The organism is Verrucomicrobiia bacterium, assembly GCA_019634635.1.
Taxonomy (GTDB): domain Bacteria; phylum Verrucomicrobiota; class Verrucomicrobiia; order Limisphaerales; family UBA9464; genus UBA9464.
Map to the genome: position 1 here is coordinate 83082 of JAHCBB010000005.1, position 17454 is coordinate 100535.

Below are 17454 nucleotides of genomic sequence, written 5' to 3' on the forward strand. Positions count from 1 at the left end.
CTGAAGTCCTTGTCCGGCCCTGCGGGATCCCTAGTGTACCGACTCCCGTCGCGGGCCATGCCCGCCGCCACGATGAACGAGCCTCACATCACCCCGGAACTGGTCGCCCGGCACAATCTCACCCCGGAGGAGTATGACCGGATCGTGACCCTCCTGGGCCGGACGCCTTCGTACACCGAGCTGGGCGTCTTCTCCGTGATGTGGTCCGAGCACTGCTCGTACAAGAATACGCGGCCGCTGCTGAAGCAGTTTCCCACGCGGGGGGACCGAATCCTGGTGGGCGCCGGGGAGGAGAATGCCGGGATCATTGACGTCGGCGACGGCATCGCCATCGCCTTCAAGATCGAGTCCCACAACCACCCCAGCGCCGTGGAACCCTTCCAGGGCGCGGCCACCGGGGTTGGAGGCATCCTGCGCGACATCTTCACCATGGGGGCACGTCCGGTCGCCGCACTCAACTCGCTGCGCTTTGGGAACCTTGAGAACCCGGAGGTCCGCCGCCTGTTCGCCGGAGTGGTCTCCGGCATCGCCCATTACGGCAACTGCTTCGGGGTCCCCACCCTGGCCGGAGAGGTGGCCTTCGACGCCAGTTACGAAGGCAATCCGCTGGTCAATGCCTTCGCCCTCGGCGTGCTGCGCCACGAACAGATCACCCGCGGGGCGGCCCGCGGGGTCGGGAACCCGGTGTTCTATGTGGGACCGGCGACCGGGCGCGACGGCCTCGCCGGGGCGGCCTTTGCCTCGCAGGACCTCACGGAGGCATCGGCCGAGCAGCAGCGCGGGGCCGTGCAGGTCGGGGACCCGTTCATGGAAAAGCTCGTCTGCGAGGCCTGTCTGGAGCTGCTGGCCACCGGAGTGGTGGCCGGGATGCAGGACATGGGCGCCGCCGGGCTCACCTGCTCCACCTGCGAGACCGCTGCGCGCGCGGGCACCGGCATCGAAATCGAGCTCGATCGCGTGCCCCAGCGCGCGCCCGGCATGACCTCCTATGAGATCATGCTCTCCGAGTCCCAGGAACGGATGCTGGTGGTGGTGCAGCGGGGTCACGAGGAGGTGGTCCGGCGGATCTTCGACAAATGGGATCTGCCATGGGCGGAGATTGGTGTGGTGACCGACACGGGCCGGATGCGGGTGCGCCACGGCGGCCGGGTCGTGGTGGATCTCCCGGCGCGCAGCCTCGCGGACGAGGCCCCGGTGTATCAGCGCGAGGCCCGGGAACCGGCGGCGCAGGCGGCGGTGCGCGCCTTTCGCCTCGACGGCATCGCCGACACGGCGGATCCCGCCGCCGATCTGATGGGTCTGTTGGCCAACCCGACCCTCGCATCGAAGAACTGGGTCTACCGCCAGTACGACCACATGGTGCGCGACGGCTCCGTGGTGTGTCCCGGAAGCGACGCCGCCGTGATCCGCATCAAAGCCGATTCGCTCCCGGTGATGGGCGCCGAACTGGCCGGACGCGTGGGCAGCCGCCCGGTTCCCGAGAAGTACGTGGCCTTCACCGCGGACTGCAACGCCACGCACGTGCTCCTGGACCCCTACGAGGGCGGGAAGGCCGCGGTGGTAGAGGCCTGCCGCAACCTGGCCTGCACGGGTGCCGTACCGCTCGGCGCCACGGACAACCTCAATTTTGGAAACCCGCACAACCCGGAGATTTTCTGGCAGCTCAGGGAATCCGTGCGGGGCCTCGCGGAGGCCTGCAAGGCCCTGGGGGCCCCGGTCACCGGGGGCAATGTCTCGCTCTACAACCAGACGACCACCGCCGGCGCCATTGATCCCACGCCAACCGTTGCCGTGGTCGGCCTGATCGAGGACCCGCAACACATCACCACGCAGTGGGTCAAGGAGTCCGGCGACGTCCTGGTGCTGCTCGGCGGTATCGTGGATCCCGCCGATCCATTGCAGGGACTCGGCGGCAGCGCCTTCCTGAAGTCCCGGCATGGGCTGAAGACCGGCCTGCCGCCGCGCGTGGACCTCGCCGCCGCCGCCGTCCTGCACACCACGCTGATCGGCCTGATCCGCGAGGGGGTGATCCGCAGCGCCCACGATTGCAGTGACGGCGGCTTGGCGGTCGCCCTGGCGGAGTGCTGTTTCGGGCAGCCAGTGGCCCGGGAAACGTTTCGTTTCCTTGGGGCCAGCGTGGACCTGACCGCGTTGCCCGAGGCGGTCGCTTCGCGACTGGACGCCCTGTGGTTCGGCGAGGCGCAGAACCGGGTGGTTGTGAGCGTCGCGGCCGACGACGCCGGCCGGGTCGTGAAGCAGGCATCCATCATGGGGGTTCCGGCCGCCATCATCGGCACGGTGGGCGGCGACGCCCTGTCCATCACCACGCGTATGGGAACGGTTTCAATACCGGTAGCCGCCCTGCATGATCCGTGGTGGAACACGATCGCCCGGAAGATGGCCGGTTGACCGGACGCGACCTCAGGAAACCCCGGCGCGGACCGCGGCAGCCATCGCCTGAAGCAACCGGGTCCACGAACGCGATTCCCACCCGTGCCGCTCGCCGGCCGCAAACTCGATCCGCGCCTCCGCTGGCGGATCAGGCGCACGGAGGAAATCATTGAGCAACCGCGTGGCCTCATCGCGGGATTGTTCACACGTTGTTCACGGCGCGACATTGACTTCAGACCCGGGGTCGGTTACTGCACCGCGCAAGTTTTTGGGAGGTTGCATGAGCCCGGCGTTGGACCATCAGGTACTCGTGCTCAACCGCCTCTGGCAGGCCGTGAACGTCTGCTCGGTGCGGCGGGCGCTGACGCTGCTGTTTGAGGGCCACGCGCAGGTCGTCTGGGGGGACGCGGAGGGCGAGTTTCGGACCTTCAGCTTCACGCAGTGGCGGGACTTTGGAGGCGGGGCGCACGATTCGCAGACCGACGACACCGTGGCCACGGTCTCTTTTCGAATCCGGGTGCCACGGGTGATCCTGCTGATGGTGTTCGACCGTCTGCCCCGTAAAGAGGTCAAATTCACCCGGCATAACATCTTCGAGCGCGACCGCAACACCTGCCAGTTCTGCGGCAACGTCTTCGACCGTCGGGATCTCAATCTCGACCACGTGGTGCCCCGCGACCGCGGGGGGCCGACCACTTGGGAGAACATCGTTTGCTCGTGCATCCCGTGCAATACGCGCAAGGCCAACCGAACACCCGTTGAGGCGGGCATGCGCCTGATTCGGAAGCCCAAGCGGCCGAAGTGGAGGCCGTTCGTCCAGGTCAGCTTCGGGGCGCCCGTCCACGAATCGTGGAGGCACTTCCTCGACATCGCGTACTGGAACGTGGAACTCGGCGAAGACGTGGGTTAGCGGGGCGAAGCACCACGCTCCCTACTCCCGCAACCGGACCGGGCGATCGTCTCGCAGTTTGAGCAGCTGAAAGACACGGTGGTCCATCGTCACTTCGGGGCCCGGGTGGACCTGGACTTCGCCGGGAATCTCCAAGGCCGGGTGGTTCGGCGCCGGATCTTCCCGCCAGGCCCTCCAGACCTGCTCCCATGCCGGAGCCCGCCCGGCAGGATCGGCCACATAGTCATATCCCGCCGGCGTCAACTGGCTGGTCGCCCTGAGCGACCGTTCGGCCACGCATCGCACCGCCGCATAAGGATCATCCAGCAGGATGCCCAGCACCGGTGAAACCCACGAAGCGCCGGACGCCTCCCGGGCCGGCGGCCATCCGAAATGCCAGGCCATCAGCGCGCGCTGACCGGCATCCCCGGAAAGCGCGAGGTGGACGGCATCCGCCACCGTGGACTGGGTATCGTCCAGGGCCGGAATCGGATGACCATACCACCCGGCAAGATGTTGCGCGGTCCACGCGAGGGTCTTGTCAAGATGACAAAGGTTGCAGGCATTGGGCCGCCCCGTCGCGAGTGCGTCTGAAACCCTGGGGCTGCTCACCTGATGGCTGCGGATGGCGCTCAACACTCCGTAGGTCGTATGCGGCATGTGGCAGTTGTAACATTCGTTGCCGGGGGATCCCGCAAGGTGATGAGTGTGGGCGGTCAATGCGGCGGGATCGCGGTAGGCCTCGTGACACTGGGTACAGGCGCGATGGTCGGTCCGGTTCCGGGCCAGCAGGTCGTTGGGATCGCTGTCGTGGATGGAATGGCACGATAGGCAGGAGAAGCGGCCACCCCGGAAGCAGGGGGACTGTTCAATGCCGTTGAACTCGCGTCCGCTGACCCGGCCCATGCCATCACTCCAGAAGTAGTCCGCCAGCAGGTTGGGATGCTGCTCCAGATACTCGCGCAAGCCGGGGATGCGGTCCGTGCGCGAAGGCTGGATGAGCGGCGTGGTGGCCTCCAGGGAGTCGCCCGGACGGAAGCGGAAGCCGGCCTCGCGCCACGATTCGCTCCGGTCAATCCACTTCATGGAATGACAGAACCCGCAGGTCTCCGAGGCCCGGACCGGGTCCATTTTCTCCGGATGCAGAATCTCGGACCGAAGGGTCGCGGCATCCGGCCCGGGGGCGTCATGGCCTGCGGCGAGACGTGCCTCGACGTGGCGCCGGGCGGGACCGTGGCAGGCCTCGCAGGAGATCCCCAGCTCGGCAGCCCGCGTGTCCATGTGGCGGCGGACGGAGTCCACCCGCGGCTCGATGGCTGTCGCATGGCAGCGGCTGCACATCACGTTCCAGACCTCGGCCTGATGCCCGGCGCCGGGAGGTCGAATGAAGGTGGTTTGCCTGGGCACCCAGCGCTCCTCGGGGATCAGCCAGGTGAACGGGAATCCAAGCTGGGTGTTTCCGGACCCGCCGGGCACCCAGAACACCTGCATGTGGTGGGATCCGGTGACGAGTCCCATCCGGGTATCGAGGACCGCGGGCGGGTCATCCGGCGACCCATCCGGGGCTGGCTTCTCCATCCGCACTCGAAGTTCCTCCCCCTCACGGCTCAGATGAAACCGGAGGTCGCCCTGGACCAAGGTCACGTTGTCGAAATCCGCCTTCACCGTCTCCGGGGTCGCGAACTGGGTCATGGTGCGATGGTACCCGCGGTGCCAACTCGTAAATTGTTCCTCGTGACAGGACCGGCACGACGCGGACCCGACGTAGCCGTCAGGTCCCCCCTCCCGGGGCAGGCTGTCCCGGAAATCATCCCCGATCCACGGCTCCGTCGGGGCAATCGCAGCAGCTCCGGGATCCGGGACCGACACCACGGAATTGTCGTCGCGACCGCAACCGCCAACCAGCCCGAGGATCCCGGCCGCCACACCGAGGGCGAACGATCGAAGACGGGAGGCCATGCGCTCTACATGCGCGAAACAGCGGTCGCTGGCAACCGGCGGGTGTCCGCGCGTCGGGGTCGGCGGTCACCCGGCGTCCAGGGGGCGACCGGTCAGGCGGGCGAAGGCCTCGAGATACTTTTCCTGGGTGCGCGCCACCACGTCCGGAGGCAGGGCGGGCGCCGGGGGGGTCTTGTCCCATTCCAGCGACTCCAGGTAGTCGCGCACGAACTGCTTGTCGTAGCTCGGCTGCGCGCTTCCCGGACGGTAGGCGTCGGCCGGCCAGAACCGGGACGAGTCGGGCGTGAGCACCTCGTCAATCAGCAGCAACCGGCCGCTGTGCAGCCCGAACTCGAACTTGGTGTCGGCAATGAGGATGCCCCGGGCCCGGGCATGTTCCCGGGCGACGCCATAGAGGCGCAGGCTCAGGTCACGCACCCGGGCGGCCAGCTCGGGACCCACCATCGCCTCCGCCTGCGCAAAACTGATGTTTTCGTCGTGCCCGGTCTCCGCCTTGGTCGCCGGCGTGAACGCCGGCTCGGGGAGTTCTCCGCACTCGGGAATTCCGGAGGGCAGGCGCCGGCCGCAGAGCGTCTGCGACGCGCGGTATTCCTTCCATCCCGAGCCGGCCAGATAGCCCCGGACCACGCACTCGATGGGCAGCGGAGCCGCCTTGCACACGATCATGCTGCGCCCCGTCAGAACGGAGGCGAAGGGCGTTAGGGCGGTCGGCAAAGGATCCGCGGCGCGTGCAATGCGGTGGTTGGGCAGCCACGACTCGGTGAGGTCAAACCAGAAATGCGACAGCCGGGTCAGCACCTCGCCCTTGCGCGGAATCCCATTGGGCATCACGCAGTCGAAGGCGGAGATCCGGTCGGTGGCCACGAACAACAGGCGGTCACCAAGGTCGAACACCTCCCGGACCTTGCCGGACTTCAGCCGGGGAATTCCGGGCAGATCCAATTGAAGCAATGGTGTGTCGCTCACCGGCGCAGCCTAGGGCGGGAGCTCCGCTGCTGGCGAGCCCGTGCGGGCCAGCCTCGCCGCACCGGCCGGGTGTCGAACCGGGAGTTTCCGGGATCCCATCCGGGACCATCCCATCCTGGCAGGAACCGCCGACGGACCGCCAGAAGGAGAGCTTCCGCGTCCACCCCTTCCACGGCACGATCCGGCCATGCGTTCCGTTGCACTGACCGCTCTGGTGCGCCACTGCACCCGACGGCTGCGTCCCGAGACCTTCACCGACTACGACGGCGCGGTGAACGGTCTGCAGTTCGAGAACCGCGGACGCGTCCACAAGATCGCGGCAGCCGTGGACGGTTCGCTGACGGTGGTTCGAAAGGCCGCGGAGAGCGGTGCCGACCTGCTGCTGGTCCACCACGGGATGTTCTGGAGCCCGGGCGTGCCATGGACCGGACGCCGCGCGGAACTGATCCGCGTCCTCGTCGCCGCCGACCTGGCGGTGTATTCGCAGCACCTCCCACTGGATGGCCACCCGGTGTTGGGCAACGCGGCGCAATTGGCGCGCGCCCTCGGATTCACCAGGCTGCGGCCCTTTTTTACCGGCCGGGGAGGAGCGTTCCTTGGAGTGCAGACCGTGCTCAGGCGTCCGCTGGCGCGGATGGCGCTGGCCGGACGGCTTGCGACGCTCCTTGGCACCCCGCCCCGCGTGCTGTCGGGCGGACCCGAAGCCTGCCGTCGCATCGGCATCTGCACCGGCGGTGCGGGATCGGAGCTCGCCACGGCACATCGGGAGGGGGTGGACACCCTGATCACGGGCGAGGGACCGCATTGGACTCATGCGTTGTCCGAGGACCTCGGGATCAACGCGCTCTACGGCGGCCACTACGCCACGGAGACGTTCGGCGTGAAGGCGCTGGCCGCCGAGTTGTCCGGCACATTCCGCATCCCGTGGATCTACGTGGACCATCCCAGCGGTCTTTGACCCCCCCGACCGCCGTGCTTCCGGACTTTTCCACGACCGAATGGGGCGTGGCGGTGCTGGCCGCGATGGGCATCGGCATTTCCAAAGCCGGTCTTCCCGGCCTCAGCCTGCTGCATGTCGTCCTGTTCGCCGGGTTGTTCCCGGGAATGGCCTCGACCGGAGTGGTCCTCCCGATGCTGATCGCAGGAGATCTCGGTGCGGTGGCGCTCTTCCGGCGCCACGCGCGCTGGGACTCGATTGTGCGCACGCTGCCTCCGGCCGTGATGGGCGTGGGGTTGGGCTGGGCCCTGATGCGATGGTCCCAGGCGCAGGAGGGACCGGGCGTGGGGTTCAATCCCGTGATCGGCACCATCGTGCTTGGCCTCGCCGTATTGCAACTGATGCGGATGTGGCGGCCAGCATGGCTGTCCGGCATCCCGAACAGCCGAGCCTTTGCCTGGGCCCTCGGGCTGCTGGCAGGAATCACCACCATGGTGGCCAATGCGGGAGGCCCGGTGATCGCGCTGTATCTGCTGGCCGTGGCGCTGCCCAAGGAGGCGTTCGTGGGCACGGGCGCGTGGTTCTTCCTGCTGATCAACCTCGTCAAGGTACCCTTCAGCCTGCACCTCGGCCTGATCACGGGTCCGTCGCTGGCCTTCAATGCCCTGCTGTTGCCCGTGATTGCGGCGGGACTGCTGCTTGGACGCTGGGTGGTCATCCGCCTGCCCCAGCGAACCTTCGACACCCTGATCCTACTCTTCGCCCTTGGTGCCGCCGCGCGGTTGCTGGCCTTCTGAGCGGTCGGAGAACCCGGGGCCGCGCGGATCGGCAGAAGGTGGTGAATTCCACGAGGGATTCGGGGCGGGCCACCGTTGGGTCGTGCCTCGTGGCTCAATCCAGGGCCAAGGGAAGCCCGTTTGCCCGGGCCATGGCGAGGCCGCCGCGCAGGTTGGCCACATGCCCAAACCCCAAGCCGCGCAGCACACAGGCCGCCAGATGCCCGCGCTGACCCTGCTGACAGCAGGTCACGATCACCCGATCACGGGGAAACTCCTCCGCGCGTTCGCGCAAGGTTTCGAGGGGGACGTTCACTGCGCCAGCCAGCCGGCCCGCGGCGAATTCGTCCGGATCACGCACGTCCAGGATGAGTTCGCCGCCGGGGCGCCACGTCTCCGGGCTGACGCTCGGGGCATCACCCAAGGCCGCGTGAGCGGCCGCAAAGCCGGCCACATTCACGGGATCCTGCGCCGAGCTGAAGGGCGGGGCATAGGTCAGGTCGAGTGTTTCGAGATCGAACACGGTCAACCCGCCGGTGATGGCCGTGGCAAGCACGTCCAAGCGCTTGTCCACGCCCTCGCCGCCGAGCACCTGGGCCCCAAGCAGCCGGCCGGTGCCATCCTCGGCCACCAGCTTGATCCACAGCGGAACGGCGCCGGGGAAGTAACGCGAACGGTTCATTCCCCGCGTGACGCTGGTATAGGGAGCGAGGCCGGCTGCAACCGCCTGGGCACGGTTGAGCCCCGTGCAGCCGACGTTCACATCCAGTGCGCGCACGATCGCACTGCCCAGCGCGCCACGGTAGACGTGGTGTTGCCCGGCGGCGTTGGCGCCGGCAAGCCGACCCTGCCGGTTGGCGGGTCCGCCCAGCGCCATCCTCACCCGCCTGCCCGTAACCACATGGGTGACTTCGGCCGCGTCGCCCACGGCGTAAATGGCGGGGTCACTGGATTCCAGGCGTCCATTGACTTTCACGCCGCCGGTCTCGCCGATTTCGAGTCCCGCATCACGCGCCAGTTCGACTTCGGCCTTCACCCCCACGCTCAAGAGCACGACGTCCGCCGGCACGTGGCTGCCGTCTTCGAGTTCGACCGCCTCCGTCGTGATGCGCGTGGCGGTCGCACCCGTCCGCAACGACAAGCGATTGCCGATGCACGCCCCCAGCAGCGCCGCCATGTCCGGGTCCAGCACCGGCAGGAGCTGCGGCAGCCGCTCAACGACGGTCACCTCCAATCCCCTGTGCAGAAACGTCTCGGCCATCTCGAGGCCGATGAACCCGCCGCCGACGACCACGGCCCGGCCCGGCTTTGCCGCGTCCAGGAACGCGGCGATCCGTTCGGCGTCGGGAATGTCACGCAGGGTGAAGACATGGGGCAGGTCCGCGCCTGGAATGGGCGGGAGGATTGGCCGGGCGCCCGGGCTGAGGATGAGCCTGTCATAGGGTTCGTCGCGCCGGGCTCCGTCCGGCCCCTTCACGCGAAGGATGCGCCGGGCCCGGTCAATCGCCACGGCCTCCGTGCGGACGTGGACGCGGACCCGGGCGCGGGCCCAAAAGTCCTCCGGCGTCCGGGCGATCAAATGATCCCGGTCCCGAACCTCTCCGGACAGGAGGTAGGGCAGACCGCAGCTGGCGAAGGAGATGTGGGACCCGCGCTCGAATAGGACGATCTCGGCGGCTTCATTCACCCGGCGGGCCCGGGCGGCGGCAGAGGCGCCGCCGGCCACGCCGCCAACAATCAGAATGCGACGGGGGGATGGGGGGATCATGGTGAAGGGTTGATGCGTGGGTGGTCGCGAAGGGGTTTCCTTGAGCCGTGGAATCCCGCGTCAGGTTCCGCGGTTGGTGGGACGTTGAAAATGCGCCGCCTTGGCCGCCAGCTCCTCCCCAAGCCGGCGACAAACCAGGTCGCACAGCTCGCGCAGCCCGGGATCCGCCACGCGATACACGCTGGCGGCGCCCTCCTTGCGGAACGCGACCAGACCGGCCTCGCGCAGGACCCCGAGGTGTTTGGAGACGTTGGCCTGACCGGCCCCGGTGGCCTCGACCAGCGTGGAGACCGTGCACTCGCCCTCCATCAGCCGGTTCAGCAGTTGCAACCGGAGCGGTTCGCCGAGGGCCCGAAAGCGGGCAGCGACCAGTTCGAGCGCTTCGGGCGGCAGGCGATGCGAGGCAACGCGCTTCATGCGCGTTGACATATACCGATATGGTCATATCGTCAACCCATGAACACGATGGCTTCCCCCACCTCGCCGGCGCGGACCCCTGGCGCTCCGCCCGACCGGATCGCCCCGGCGGATCTTCGACGGCGTCTGGACGCCGGGGACGCGCTGCAGCTGGTGGATGTGCGTGAAGCCGCCGAGTTCGCCGCTGGCCGCCTCGCCGGCGCCCGCCTCATTCCCCAGGGCGAGCTGGAACGACGGGCCGGGGAACTGGATCGCAACCGGCCGGTCGTGCTGGTTTGCCGCTCCGGCAGGCGCAGCGTCGAGGCCTCGAAGACCCTTGCAACGATGGGCTTCGCCGATGTGGCGTGCCTCGACGGCGGGCTGACGGCCTGGGAATCCGCCGGCCTGCCGACGGAGCGGGACCCACACGCACCATGGTCGCTTGAGCGTCAGGTGCGCGTGGCTGCGGGTGCCGTGGTGCTGATTGGCGTGGTCTTGGGATTCACGCTGCATCCGGGGTTCTTCGGCTTGAGCGCACTCGCGGGCGCCGGGGTGATGATTTCAGGGATCACCGACTGGTGCGGCCTGGGCCTGCTGATCGCCAGGGCCCCGTGGAACCGGCGTCGTCACAGCGGCACCTGCTGCTCCCGTTGAGCCGCCCCGGCCTTCCGAATCCCCCCGCGCCCTCCACGTCCATGTTCCTTCGCCAAATCCCCGATCCTCATCTGGCCCAGTACGCCTACCTGATCGGCTGCCAACGAACCGGGGAGGCCATTGTGATTGATCCCGAGCGGGACGTGGACCGCTACCGGAAGCTGGCGGCCGAAAACGGCCTGCGGATCACCGCCGTTGCCGAGACGCACATCCATGCGGATTTCGTCAGCGGCGCCCGCGAACTGGTCATGACGAACCCGCAGCTCCGCCTTTACGTCTCCGGCGAGGGCGGCCCGGAGTGGCAGGTCGCATGGGCCAACGGACTGTCGCACGTCACACGGCTCCTGGACGGCGGACGGTTTCGCGTCGGCAACCTGGATTTCCAAGCGGTGCATACGCCCGGCCACACGCCCGAGCACATGATCTATCTGGTCACCGATCGGGGCGGTGGAGCCGACGAGCCCGTGGCGATGCTGAGCGGGGACTTCCTTTTCGTTGGAGACGCCGGAAGGCCTGACCTGCTCGAACAGGCGGCGGGACTGGAGGGCACGCAGGAGCCGGGGGCGCGGGCGTTGTACCGCAGCCTGCGCAAGGTTTCGGACATGCCATGCCATCTGCAGGTGCTGCCGGCCCACGGGGCGGGCAGCGCCTGCGGCAAGGCCCTCGGGGCCGTGCCCAACTCCACGCTGGGCTACGAGGAGAAGTTCAATCCGGCCCTCAAACTGGCGTTGGAGTCCGGAGAGGACGCGTTTGTCCGCTTCATTCTCAGCGGCCAGCCCGAGCCCCCGGCATACTTTGCCCACATGAAGCACCTGAACCGGGTGGGGCCGGCGGTGCTCGACGGCCTGCCGGCCGCCCCCATTTTGAGCCTCCCAAGTGTCGTGGCGCGTCTCGATGAACCGGACTTCGTCGTGCTGGACACCCGGGATCGCCCGACGTTCCTCGCCGGTCATTTGCGCGGGAGCCTGTTCACGCCCCCGGGAAATTTCTCCGATTTTGCCGGAAGCTTTCTGCAGCCACAGAACCGCGTCGTCCTCGTGCTGACGGACCCGTCCGCGCCGGAGGAATGGATTCGGCAGCTGGTGCGGATGGGCTTTGATCAGGTGATCGGCGTGCTGCCTGCGACCTTGCTGGAGGCCGCACCTCCGGGGCAGATCGCCCGGCTGCCGGCGATCCGCTTTGAAGAGCTGCCCGCACTGCTGGCTGCAGAACCGGAGTCGGTGCTGCTGGACGTGCGCAAGGCCATGGAATTCGCCACCGGACACCTGCGCGGGGCGCGGAACCAGGCTCACACCCGGCTGCTGCCGCAGTTGAACGAGGTGCCTGCGGACCGGCCCCTGGTGGTGTCCTGCGGCAGCGGAATGCGCGCAGCCGGGGCCTGCGCCTTCCTGGCCCGGACGGGTCGGCGGGTCACCTGCGTTGCGGACCATTTCGAACACGCACCCCGTGAGCTCGTGACAGGAACGATTCCGGCGTCACCGACGCTCGCCGGTGACCGCACCTCACGCTGAAGGCGGAATGAGCCTGCTGTACGGCGCCGTGGTTGGGTTGGCCCTCGGATTGACTGGCGGGGGAGGCTCCATCTTCGCCGTGCCGCTGCTCGTATTTGGTCTGGACCTGCCGCTGCAGACCGCCATCGGCATCAGCCTGGCCGTGGTGGGTGCGGCGGCTTGTTTTGGCGCGGTGCGCCACTGGCGGCGCCGGGAACTCGACCTGCGGGCCGGTCTGGTGTTCGCCGCCGGCGGCATGGCGCTGGCGCCGCTCGGGACCTGGATCGGGCGGTCGGTGCCCGGGCCGTGGTTGCTCACCGGCTTCGCCCTTCTGATGAGCTCCATGGCGTGGCGCCTGTGGACTGGGAGGGGCGAGGAGGGAGCCGATCCCGGGGCCTGCGCCGTCAGGCCGGGTGGCGGACTGGGCGCCGGGTGCTATGTGCGGCTGACCGCCGGAGGCGCCGCGGCTGGTCTGCTCTCCGGTTTGTTTGGCGTGGGCGGCGGATTCCTCATCGTGCACGGCTTGATGTACGTGGCCGGCATGGCGCTGCACCGCGCGGTGGCCACCTCGCTGATGGTGATCTTCCTCATCTCGTTGTCGGGAGTCGCCTCGCACATGGTGCATGGTCTTCAATTTCCCCCCATTCTCACCGGACTGTTTTTGTCCGGCAGCCTGCTTGGAATGGTCGCCGGCCAGGGACTGCGGGCACGGCTGAGCGGACCGACGCTGCGGCGGGTGTTCGCCGGCGCCATGTGGGCCGTGGCCGCGCTGTTGCTGTTCCGCAGCCTGCCAGACTTGGGACGGGCGGCGACGCCTGTCGAAGACGCACCCGGACCGGTGCGCTCGGAGGCCTCGGTCGTGCCCAGCAAGCCGCTTTGCCTGCAGTGCCACGGCACTCCGGGGCGAGAGTTGAAGCACGAAGACGCCGAACGAATCCGCCAGCTTTAACCGGACGATCGCGCCACCGGCTTTGGCCCCGGCGATCTGCGCGGCATGTGGCGGGTGGATTTCCCGGCGACTTCGCCGCTCCGCGAGACGCCATAGTGGACACCGAAGCGATCGGGACCGACAAGGGATCCAGAGTCTGCCACGCCTCCGGTGGCTCCAGTGCTGCTTGCGGACGGCACCCGGGCCGGTGCAGGCTCCATCCGTCCTCCCTTCACGCGCACGACGTCATGATCCAAGTCCAATCCCGGCCGCACGCGGCCCTGGCCGCACTCGTCATCCTATTGTCGGCACTCGCGACACCCGCCAGCCGGGCAGCCGATGACATCGTCATCGCCGACTTCGAGGCGCCCACTTACGGCGACTGGACGGTGACCGGCGAGGCGTTCGGTCCAGGGCCGGCCCGGGGTGCGCTTCCCGGGCAGATGGCGGTGAGCGGGTTCACCGGTCAGGGTTTGGTGAACACCTACCACGGGGGAGACGACACCACGGGAACGCTCACTTCGCCCCCATTCAGAATCGAACGGAAATACATCGCCTTCCTGATTGGCGGCGGGGGGCATCCAACCCGGCTCGTCCTCGAGTTGTTGGTGGATGGCAGGGCGGTGCGGACCGCCACCGGGCCGAACACGCAGTCCGGAGGAAGCGAGGCACTGGCACCGGAGTCCTGGGACGTCTCCGAGTTTCAAGGGCGACAGGCGGTCCTGAGGATCGTGGATGAGGCCACGGGCGGATGGGGTCACATCAACGTGGACCACATTGTCCAGACCGACATGAAGCCGCCCGGCCTGTTGCGAGATGTGGAACGGGAGGTTGCGGTCACAGGGCGGTATCTGCACATCCCCGTCAAGAACGGGGCGCCCAAGCGGGTGATCACGGCGTTCGTGGACGGGAGGCGGATCGTCCGCAACGACGTCGAACTCGCCCCCGGTGAGCCCGACTGGTGGGCGGTGATGGACGTCGGTGCGTGGAGGGGGCGCCCGGTGGTCTTGCGGGTGGACCGGCTGCGCGAGGGCGAGACCGGGCTGGATCTGGTGAGGGTGTCGGACTCGCTTCCGGACGCCGACCGCCTCTATGACGAACCCCTGCGCGGCCAGTTCCATTTCTCACCCCAACGTGGCTGGAACAACGACCCGAACGGGATGGTGCATTTCAATGGCGAGTACCACCTCTTCTTCCAGCACAATCCGTACGGCTGGGGCTGGGGCAACATGCACTGGGGTCATGCCGTGAGCCGCGACATGGTCCATTGGACCGAATTGGGCGACAAATTGCTCCCCGACGACTTCGGTCCAATGTTCAGCGGCAGCGCGGTGGTGGACTGGAACAACACCAGCGGGCTGGGGCGGGACGGCATGCCGCCGTTGGTTCTGATCTACACGGCCGCCGGGGATCCAGCGGTCCAGTGCATCGCATCGAGCACGGATGGACGGACCTTTGAGAAATATTCCGGGAACCCGATCCTCCCGCAGGTCACCCCCGGCAATCGCGATCCCAAGGTGATCTGGCACGAGCCGACCGGACGCTGGGTCATGGTCTTGTACGTTGAACTGCCGGGACGCGGCCACACGGTTCACTTCTACACCTCGCCAAACCTGAAGGAATGGACTCTGGCATCCATCACCGACGGCCTCCAGGGCAGCAACTACCTGTTCGAATGCCCGGACCTGTTTGAGTTGCCGGTGGACGGCAATCCCCGGCAGCGGAAGTGGATCCTGCTGGGCGCCAATTCCGAGTATGCCGTGGGCCGTTTCGACGGTACGCGGTTCACACCGGAACATTCCCGGCTGCCGGGGCATCGGGGGCAGGGGTTCTACGCGCCGCAGACCTTCAGCGATATCCCCGCCGCGGATGGAAGACGCATCCAGATCGGATGGTTCCAGACTGAGACCCGTGGCATGTCCTTCAATCAGTCCATGACCGTGCCACTGGAGTTGAAGCTGATCTCCACCGCGGACGGACCGCGCATGACCTTCACCCCGGTGAAGGAACTCGAGGCCCTCCGTCGGACGACGATCCAATACGACGGTCGTCCGTTCGAGCCGGGCACACCCGAACTGCTCAGCGACGCCTCAGGAGAGTTGCTGGAGCTGCGTGCAGCATTCGCCCCGGAGACGGCGCGCGAGGTGACCTTTCACGTCCGGGGAGCCACGATTGTGTACGACGGTCCCAGGCAGGAAATCGTGGTCAACGGGCATCGGGCTCCCGCCCCGTGGCGCAACGGACGCCAACGGCTGATCGTCTACTGCGACCGGACGGGCCTGGAGGTCTTTGCCAGCGACGGCCTGACCTATGTGCCCATGCCGTTCCAGCCGCGGCCGGAGGATTTGGAGGTGGCGGTCGAGGTGAGCGGCAGTCCGGTGCGTTTCGAGACCCTGCAGGTTCACAAGCTCGGGTCCGCCTGGACCCCGCCTCGGTAATTGGGAAGGGTGAACGATGTGTTCCCCATCCTTCGACATCCGGGGATCCCCATGATGGAGCACTGCTCCCCACGAAAGTCCGAGCCGTCCTCGCGGATGACGAAGTGGGCGTTCGCAGCCGCCACTCCACCGGACCGTCCGGTCCTCTCAGGCGCAAGGCACCTCGTGATACTCCAGCGCCCATTCCTTCATGAACCGGACCCGGTTGGGTTCGATGCGATACACGATCAGCGCAGGGTTGTTGGCGGACCCCAGATAGGAGCGCAGCAGCGGATTGCGTTCCCAGATGTCCCGAAGGAGCACCGGATCCTTCTCAATCTCGGCAATCCCGGTGATCCGCACCTGGTTGTGCCGCTCATCCACATAACAAAGTTCGCACCGGGGATTCGCCGCCAGTTCGACGGTCTTGTGGTAGCTGCGGAGGTTGGCGACATGCACGGTGAATCCCTGGACCCGGACGGGTGAGACGGGACGCAACCGCGGCTGGTCGCCGTCCATCGTGGCCAGTTGCGGAAACCGCGCGCTGCGCATCACGTCGCGCGCCAGGGCAATCAGTTCACCCGGCGGCGGGGGCGGTGAGGAGGGTCCGGGCATGGCCTAAAGTCGGGACATTGCGGAGTCGAGGGCGGAAATCAGGGGCGCCATGGTTTCCGGCGTCTCGTCGCCCATGTTTGAAATCCGGAAGGTCGTCCCCTTGATCTTCCCATACCCGCCATCCATCAGGAACCCCTGGTCCTTCACCAGCGACTGAAGCCGGGGGACATCCACCACCCGGCCGGCACCCGGCCTGGCGCCGTTGTTGAAGCAGCACAGGGTCAGGGACTCAAACCCGGTCTCCGGGAACAGGGTGAACCCATGGCGGGCTCCCCATTCGCGCAGCATCTGGTTGGTCTGCCGATGGCGCGCATAGCGGGCCGGCAGCCCCTCGACAAAGAATTCGTCCAGCTTGCTCGAAAGGGCATGCACATGCGGGATGCTGGGCGTGCTCGGCGTCATATGTTCGACGGCATTTTTCTCAAATTCCAGGAGGTCGAAGTAGTACCCCCGGTCGGAAGCCTGACCGGCGCGTTCCAGCGCCGCCCCGGAACAGACGAACACCGTCAACCCGGGGGGCAACGCGAACGCCTTCTGCGTTCCGGCCAGCAGCACGTCCACGCCCAGGGCGTCGAACTCCAGCGGTACCGCGGTCATGGAGCTGACGGCGTCCACGATGAACATCACATTCGGAAACCGCGCCTTGAGCGCCGCAATCTCCGCAATGGGCGACATCGTGCCGGTGCTGGTCTCGTTGTGGATCACGGTCAGGGCATCGAACCGGCCGGTGGCCAGCCGGTCCGCGATGGCTTCGGCCAGGATCGGCGAGCCCCAGGGGACCTGGAGCGCCTCCGCTTCCTTTCCGCAGCGGCGGGCGACATCGAACCACTTGTCGGAAAACGCGCCGCACATGCAGTTCAACACCCTGCGTGAGGTCAGGTTCCGGAGGGCGCCCTCCATGACCCCCCAGGCCGAGGAGGTGCCGAGGTAGACCGGACGCCGGGTGCCCAGGAGCGTCTGAAGCTGGGGCTGCACCTTGGCGTAGAGGTTTTTGAACCCCTGACCGCGGTGCCCGATCATCGGGCGGCACATCGCGGCAAACGTGGCCGGACTGACCTCCACCGGACCCGGGATGTGAAGTTTTACATGCCCCATAGAGCCGGTCAGGCTTCCACAGCCCATCCGCCGAAGCAAGCAGGGCCCGGAACGTCCCGGCCTGCGCGCCGGGGCCCGCGGCCCCGCCTCCAGGCCGACCCTGATGCCGGGGCCCCTGGATTTGGGGACACCCCCGAAAACGTCGCCGGCTTGGCGCGCTGACCCCGGGCGGC

Annotated in this window: 14 protein-coding genes; 8 read left to right on the forward strand and 6 right to left on the reverse strand. The window is 67.6% G+C overall.

Going from position 1 to position 17454, the window contains the following annotated elements; all coding sequences use genetic code 11:
* Positions 1-72: 72 nt before the first annotated feature.
* Both purL and KF791_05035 read left to right on the forward strand, forming a co-directional pair.
* The gene (purL, locus tag KF791_05030) at positions 73-2409 is read left to right on the forward strand and encodes a phosphoribosylformylglycinamidine synthase subunit PurL (protein ID MBX3731941.1); all 2337 of its coding nucleotides are present in this window, start codon (positions 73-75) and stop codon (positions 2407-2409) included.
* Between the two features lie 262 nt (positions 2410-2671).
* Entirely contained in the window at positions 2672-3301 is a 630-nt protein-coding gene (locus tag KF791_05035; GenBank protein MBX3731942.1) for an HNH endonuclease, read from the forward strand.
* Between the two features lie 21 nt (positions 3302-3322).
* Here the strand turns inward: KF791_05035 and KF791_05040 are convergent, their stop codons facing one another.
* Both KF791_05040 and KF791_05045 read right to left on the reverse strand, forming a co-directional pair.
* A complete protein-coding gene (locus KF791_05040; GenBank protein MBX3731943.1) occupies positions 3323-5239 on the reverse strand; it encodes a hypothetical protein in 1917 nt (638 codons plus the stop codon).
* Between the two features lie 66 nt (positions 5240-5305).
* Positions 5306-6205, reverse strand: coding sequence for a phosphoribosylaminoimidazolesuccinocarboxamide synthase (locus KF791_05045; protein ID MBX3731944.1), 900 nt, complete (start codon positions 6203-6205; stop codon positions 5306-5308).
* A gap of 187 nt (positions 6206-6392) precedes the next feature.
* Here KF791_05045 and KF791_05050 point away from each other — a divergent pair, with 187 nt between their 5' ends.
* Both KF791_05050 and KF791_05055 read left to right on the forward strand, forming a co-directional pair.
* Positions 6393-7163 (forward strand): Nif3-like dinuclear metal center hexameric protein, encoded by a 771-nt coding sequence (locus tag KF791_05050; GenBank protein MBX3731945.1) that lies wholly within the window; start codon positions 6393-6395, stop codon positions 7161-7163.
* A gap of 65 nt (positions 7164-7228) precedes the next feature.
* Entirely contained in the window at positions 7229-7939 is a 711-nt protein-coding gene (locus KF791_05055) for a sulfite exporter TauE/SafE family protein (GenBank protein MBX3731946.1), read from the forward strand.
* A gap of 94 nt (positions 7940-8033) precedes the next feature.
* Here KF791_05055 and KF791_05060 read toward each other — a convergent pair whose 3' ends face one another.
* Both KF791_05060 and KF791_05065 read right to left on the reverse strand, forming a co-directional pair.
* Complete coding sequence (locus KF791_05060; GenBank protein ID MBX3731947.1) at positions 8034-9686, reverse strand: FAD-dependent oxidoreductase; 1653 nt, start codon at positions 9684-9686, stop codon at positions 8034-8036.
* Between the two features lie 60 nt (positions 9687-9746).
* Positions 9747-10103: a winged helix-turn-helix transcriptional regulator gene (locus KF791_05065; GenBank protein ID MBX3731948.1), complete on the reverse strand. Its 357-nt coding sequence runs from the start codon at positions 10101-10103 to the stop codon at positions 9747-9749.
* A 39-nt stretch (positions 10104-10142) separates the two neighbouring features.
* Between KF791_05065 and KF791_05070 the strand changes: the two genes are divergently transcribed.
* From KF791_05070 to KF791_05085, 4 genes are all read left to right on the forward strand, one after another.
* A complete protein-coding gene (locus KF791_05070) occupies positions 10143-10736 on the forward strand; it encodes a rhodanese-like domain-containing protein (GenBank protein ID MBX3731949.1) in 594 nt (197 codons plus the stop codon).
* Between the two features lie 41 nt (positions 10737-10777).
* Positions 10778-12247, forward strand: coding sequence for an MBL fold metallo-hydrolase (locus KF791_05075; protein ID MBX3731950.1), 1470 nt, complete (start codon positions 10778-10780; stop codon positions 12245-12247).
* Positions 12248-12254: 7 nt separating this feature from the next.
* Positions 12255-13175, forward strand: a complete 921-nt coding sequence (locus KF791_05080) for a sulfite exporter TauE/SafE family protein (GenBank protein MBX3731951.1) — start codon at positions 12255-12257, stop codon at positions 13173-13175.
* A gap of 227 nt (positions 13176-13402) precedes the next feature.
* Positions 13403-15592 carry a glycoside hydrolase family 32 protein gene (locus KF791_05085; protein ID MBX3731952.1) on the forward strand — a complete coding sequence of 730 codons (2190 nt, stop codon included), beginning with the start codon at positions 13403-13405 and terminating at the stop codon, positions 15590-15592.
* A gap of 147 nt (positions 15593-15739) precedes the next feature.
* Here KF791_05085 and KF791_05090 read toward each other — a convergent pair whose 3' ends face one another.
* Both KF791_05090 and KF791_05095 read right to left on the reverse strand, forming a co-directional pair.
* Complete coding sequence (locus KF791_05090; GenBank protein MBX3731953.1) at positions 15740-16186, reverse strand: pyridoxamine 5'-phosphate oxidase family protein; 447 nt, start codon at positions 16184-16186, stop codon at positions 15740-15742.
* 3 nt (positions 16187-16189) lie between these two features.
* Positions 16190-17281: an alanine--glyoxylate aminotransferase family protein gene (locus KF791_05095; GenBank protein ID MBX3731954.1), complete on the reverse strand. Its 1092-nt coding sequence runs from the start codon at positions 17279-17281 to the stop codon at positions 16190-16192.
* Positions 17282-17454: the final 173 nt, after the last annotated feature.

Coding starts and splice junctions, on each gene's coding strand:
- purL (MBX3731941.1), top strand. CDS start 73: ATGAACGAGCCTCACATCACCCCGGAACTGGTCGCCCGGCACAATCTC.
- KF791_05035 (MBX3731942.1), top strand. CDS start 2,672: ATGAGCCCGGCGTTGGACCATCAGGTACTCGTGCTCAACCGCCTCTGG.
- KF791_05040 (MBX3731943.1), bottom strand. CDS start 5,239: ATGGCCTCCCGTCTTCGATCGTTCGCCCTCGGTGTGGCGGCCGGGATC.
- KF791_05050 (MBX3731945.1), top strand. CDS start 6,393: ATGCGTTCCGTTGCACTGACCGCTCTGGTGCGCCACTGCACCCGACGG.
- KF791_05055 (MBX3731946.1), top strand. CDS start 7,229: ATGGGCATCGGCATTTCCAAAGCCGGTCTTCCCGGCCTCAGCCTGCTG.
- KF791_05060 (MBX3731947.1), bottom strand. CDS start 9,686: ATGATCCCCCCATCCCCCCGTCGCATTCTGATTGTTGGCGGCGTGGCC.
- KF791_05065 (MBX3731948.1), bottom strand. CDS start 10,103: ATGAAGCGCGTTGCCTCGCATCGCCTGCCGCCCGAAGCGCTCGAACTG.
- KF791_05070 (MBX3731949.1), top strand. CDS start 10,143: ATGAACACGATGGCTTCCCCCACCTCGCCGGCGCGGACCCCTGGCGCT.
- KF791_05075 (MBX3731950.1), top strand. CDS start 10,778: ATGTTCCTTCGCCAAATCCCCGATCCTCATCTGGCCCAGTACGCCTAC.
- KF791_05080 (MBX3731951.1), top strand. CDS start 12,255: ATGAGCCTGCTGTACGGCGCCGTGGTTGGGTTGGCCCTCGGATTGACT.
- KF791_05085 (MBX3731952.1), top strand. CDS start 13,403: ATGATCCAAGTCCAATCCCGGCCGCACGCGGCCCTGGCCGCACTCGTC.
- KF791_05090 (MBX3731953.1), bottom strand. CDS start 16,186: ATGCCCGGACCCTCCTCACCGCCCCCGCCGCCGGGTGAACTGATTGCC.
- KF791_05095 (MBX3731954.1), bottom strand. CDS start 17,281: ATGGGGCATGTAAAACTTCACATCCCGGGTCCGGTGGAGGTCAGTCCG.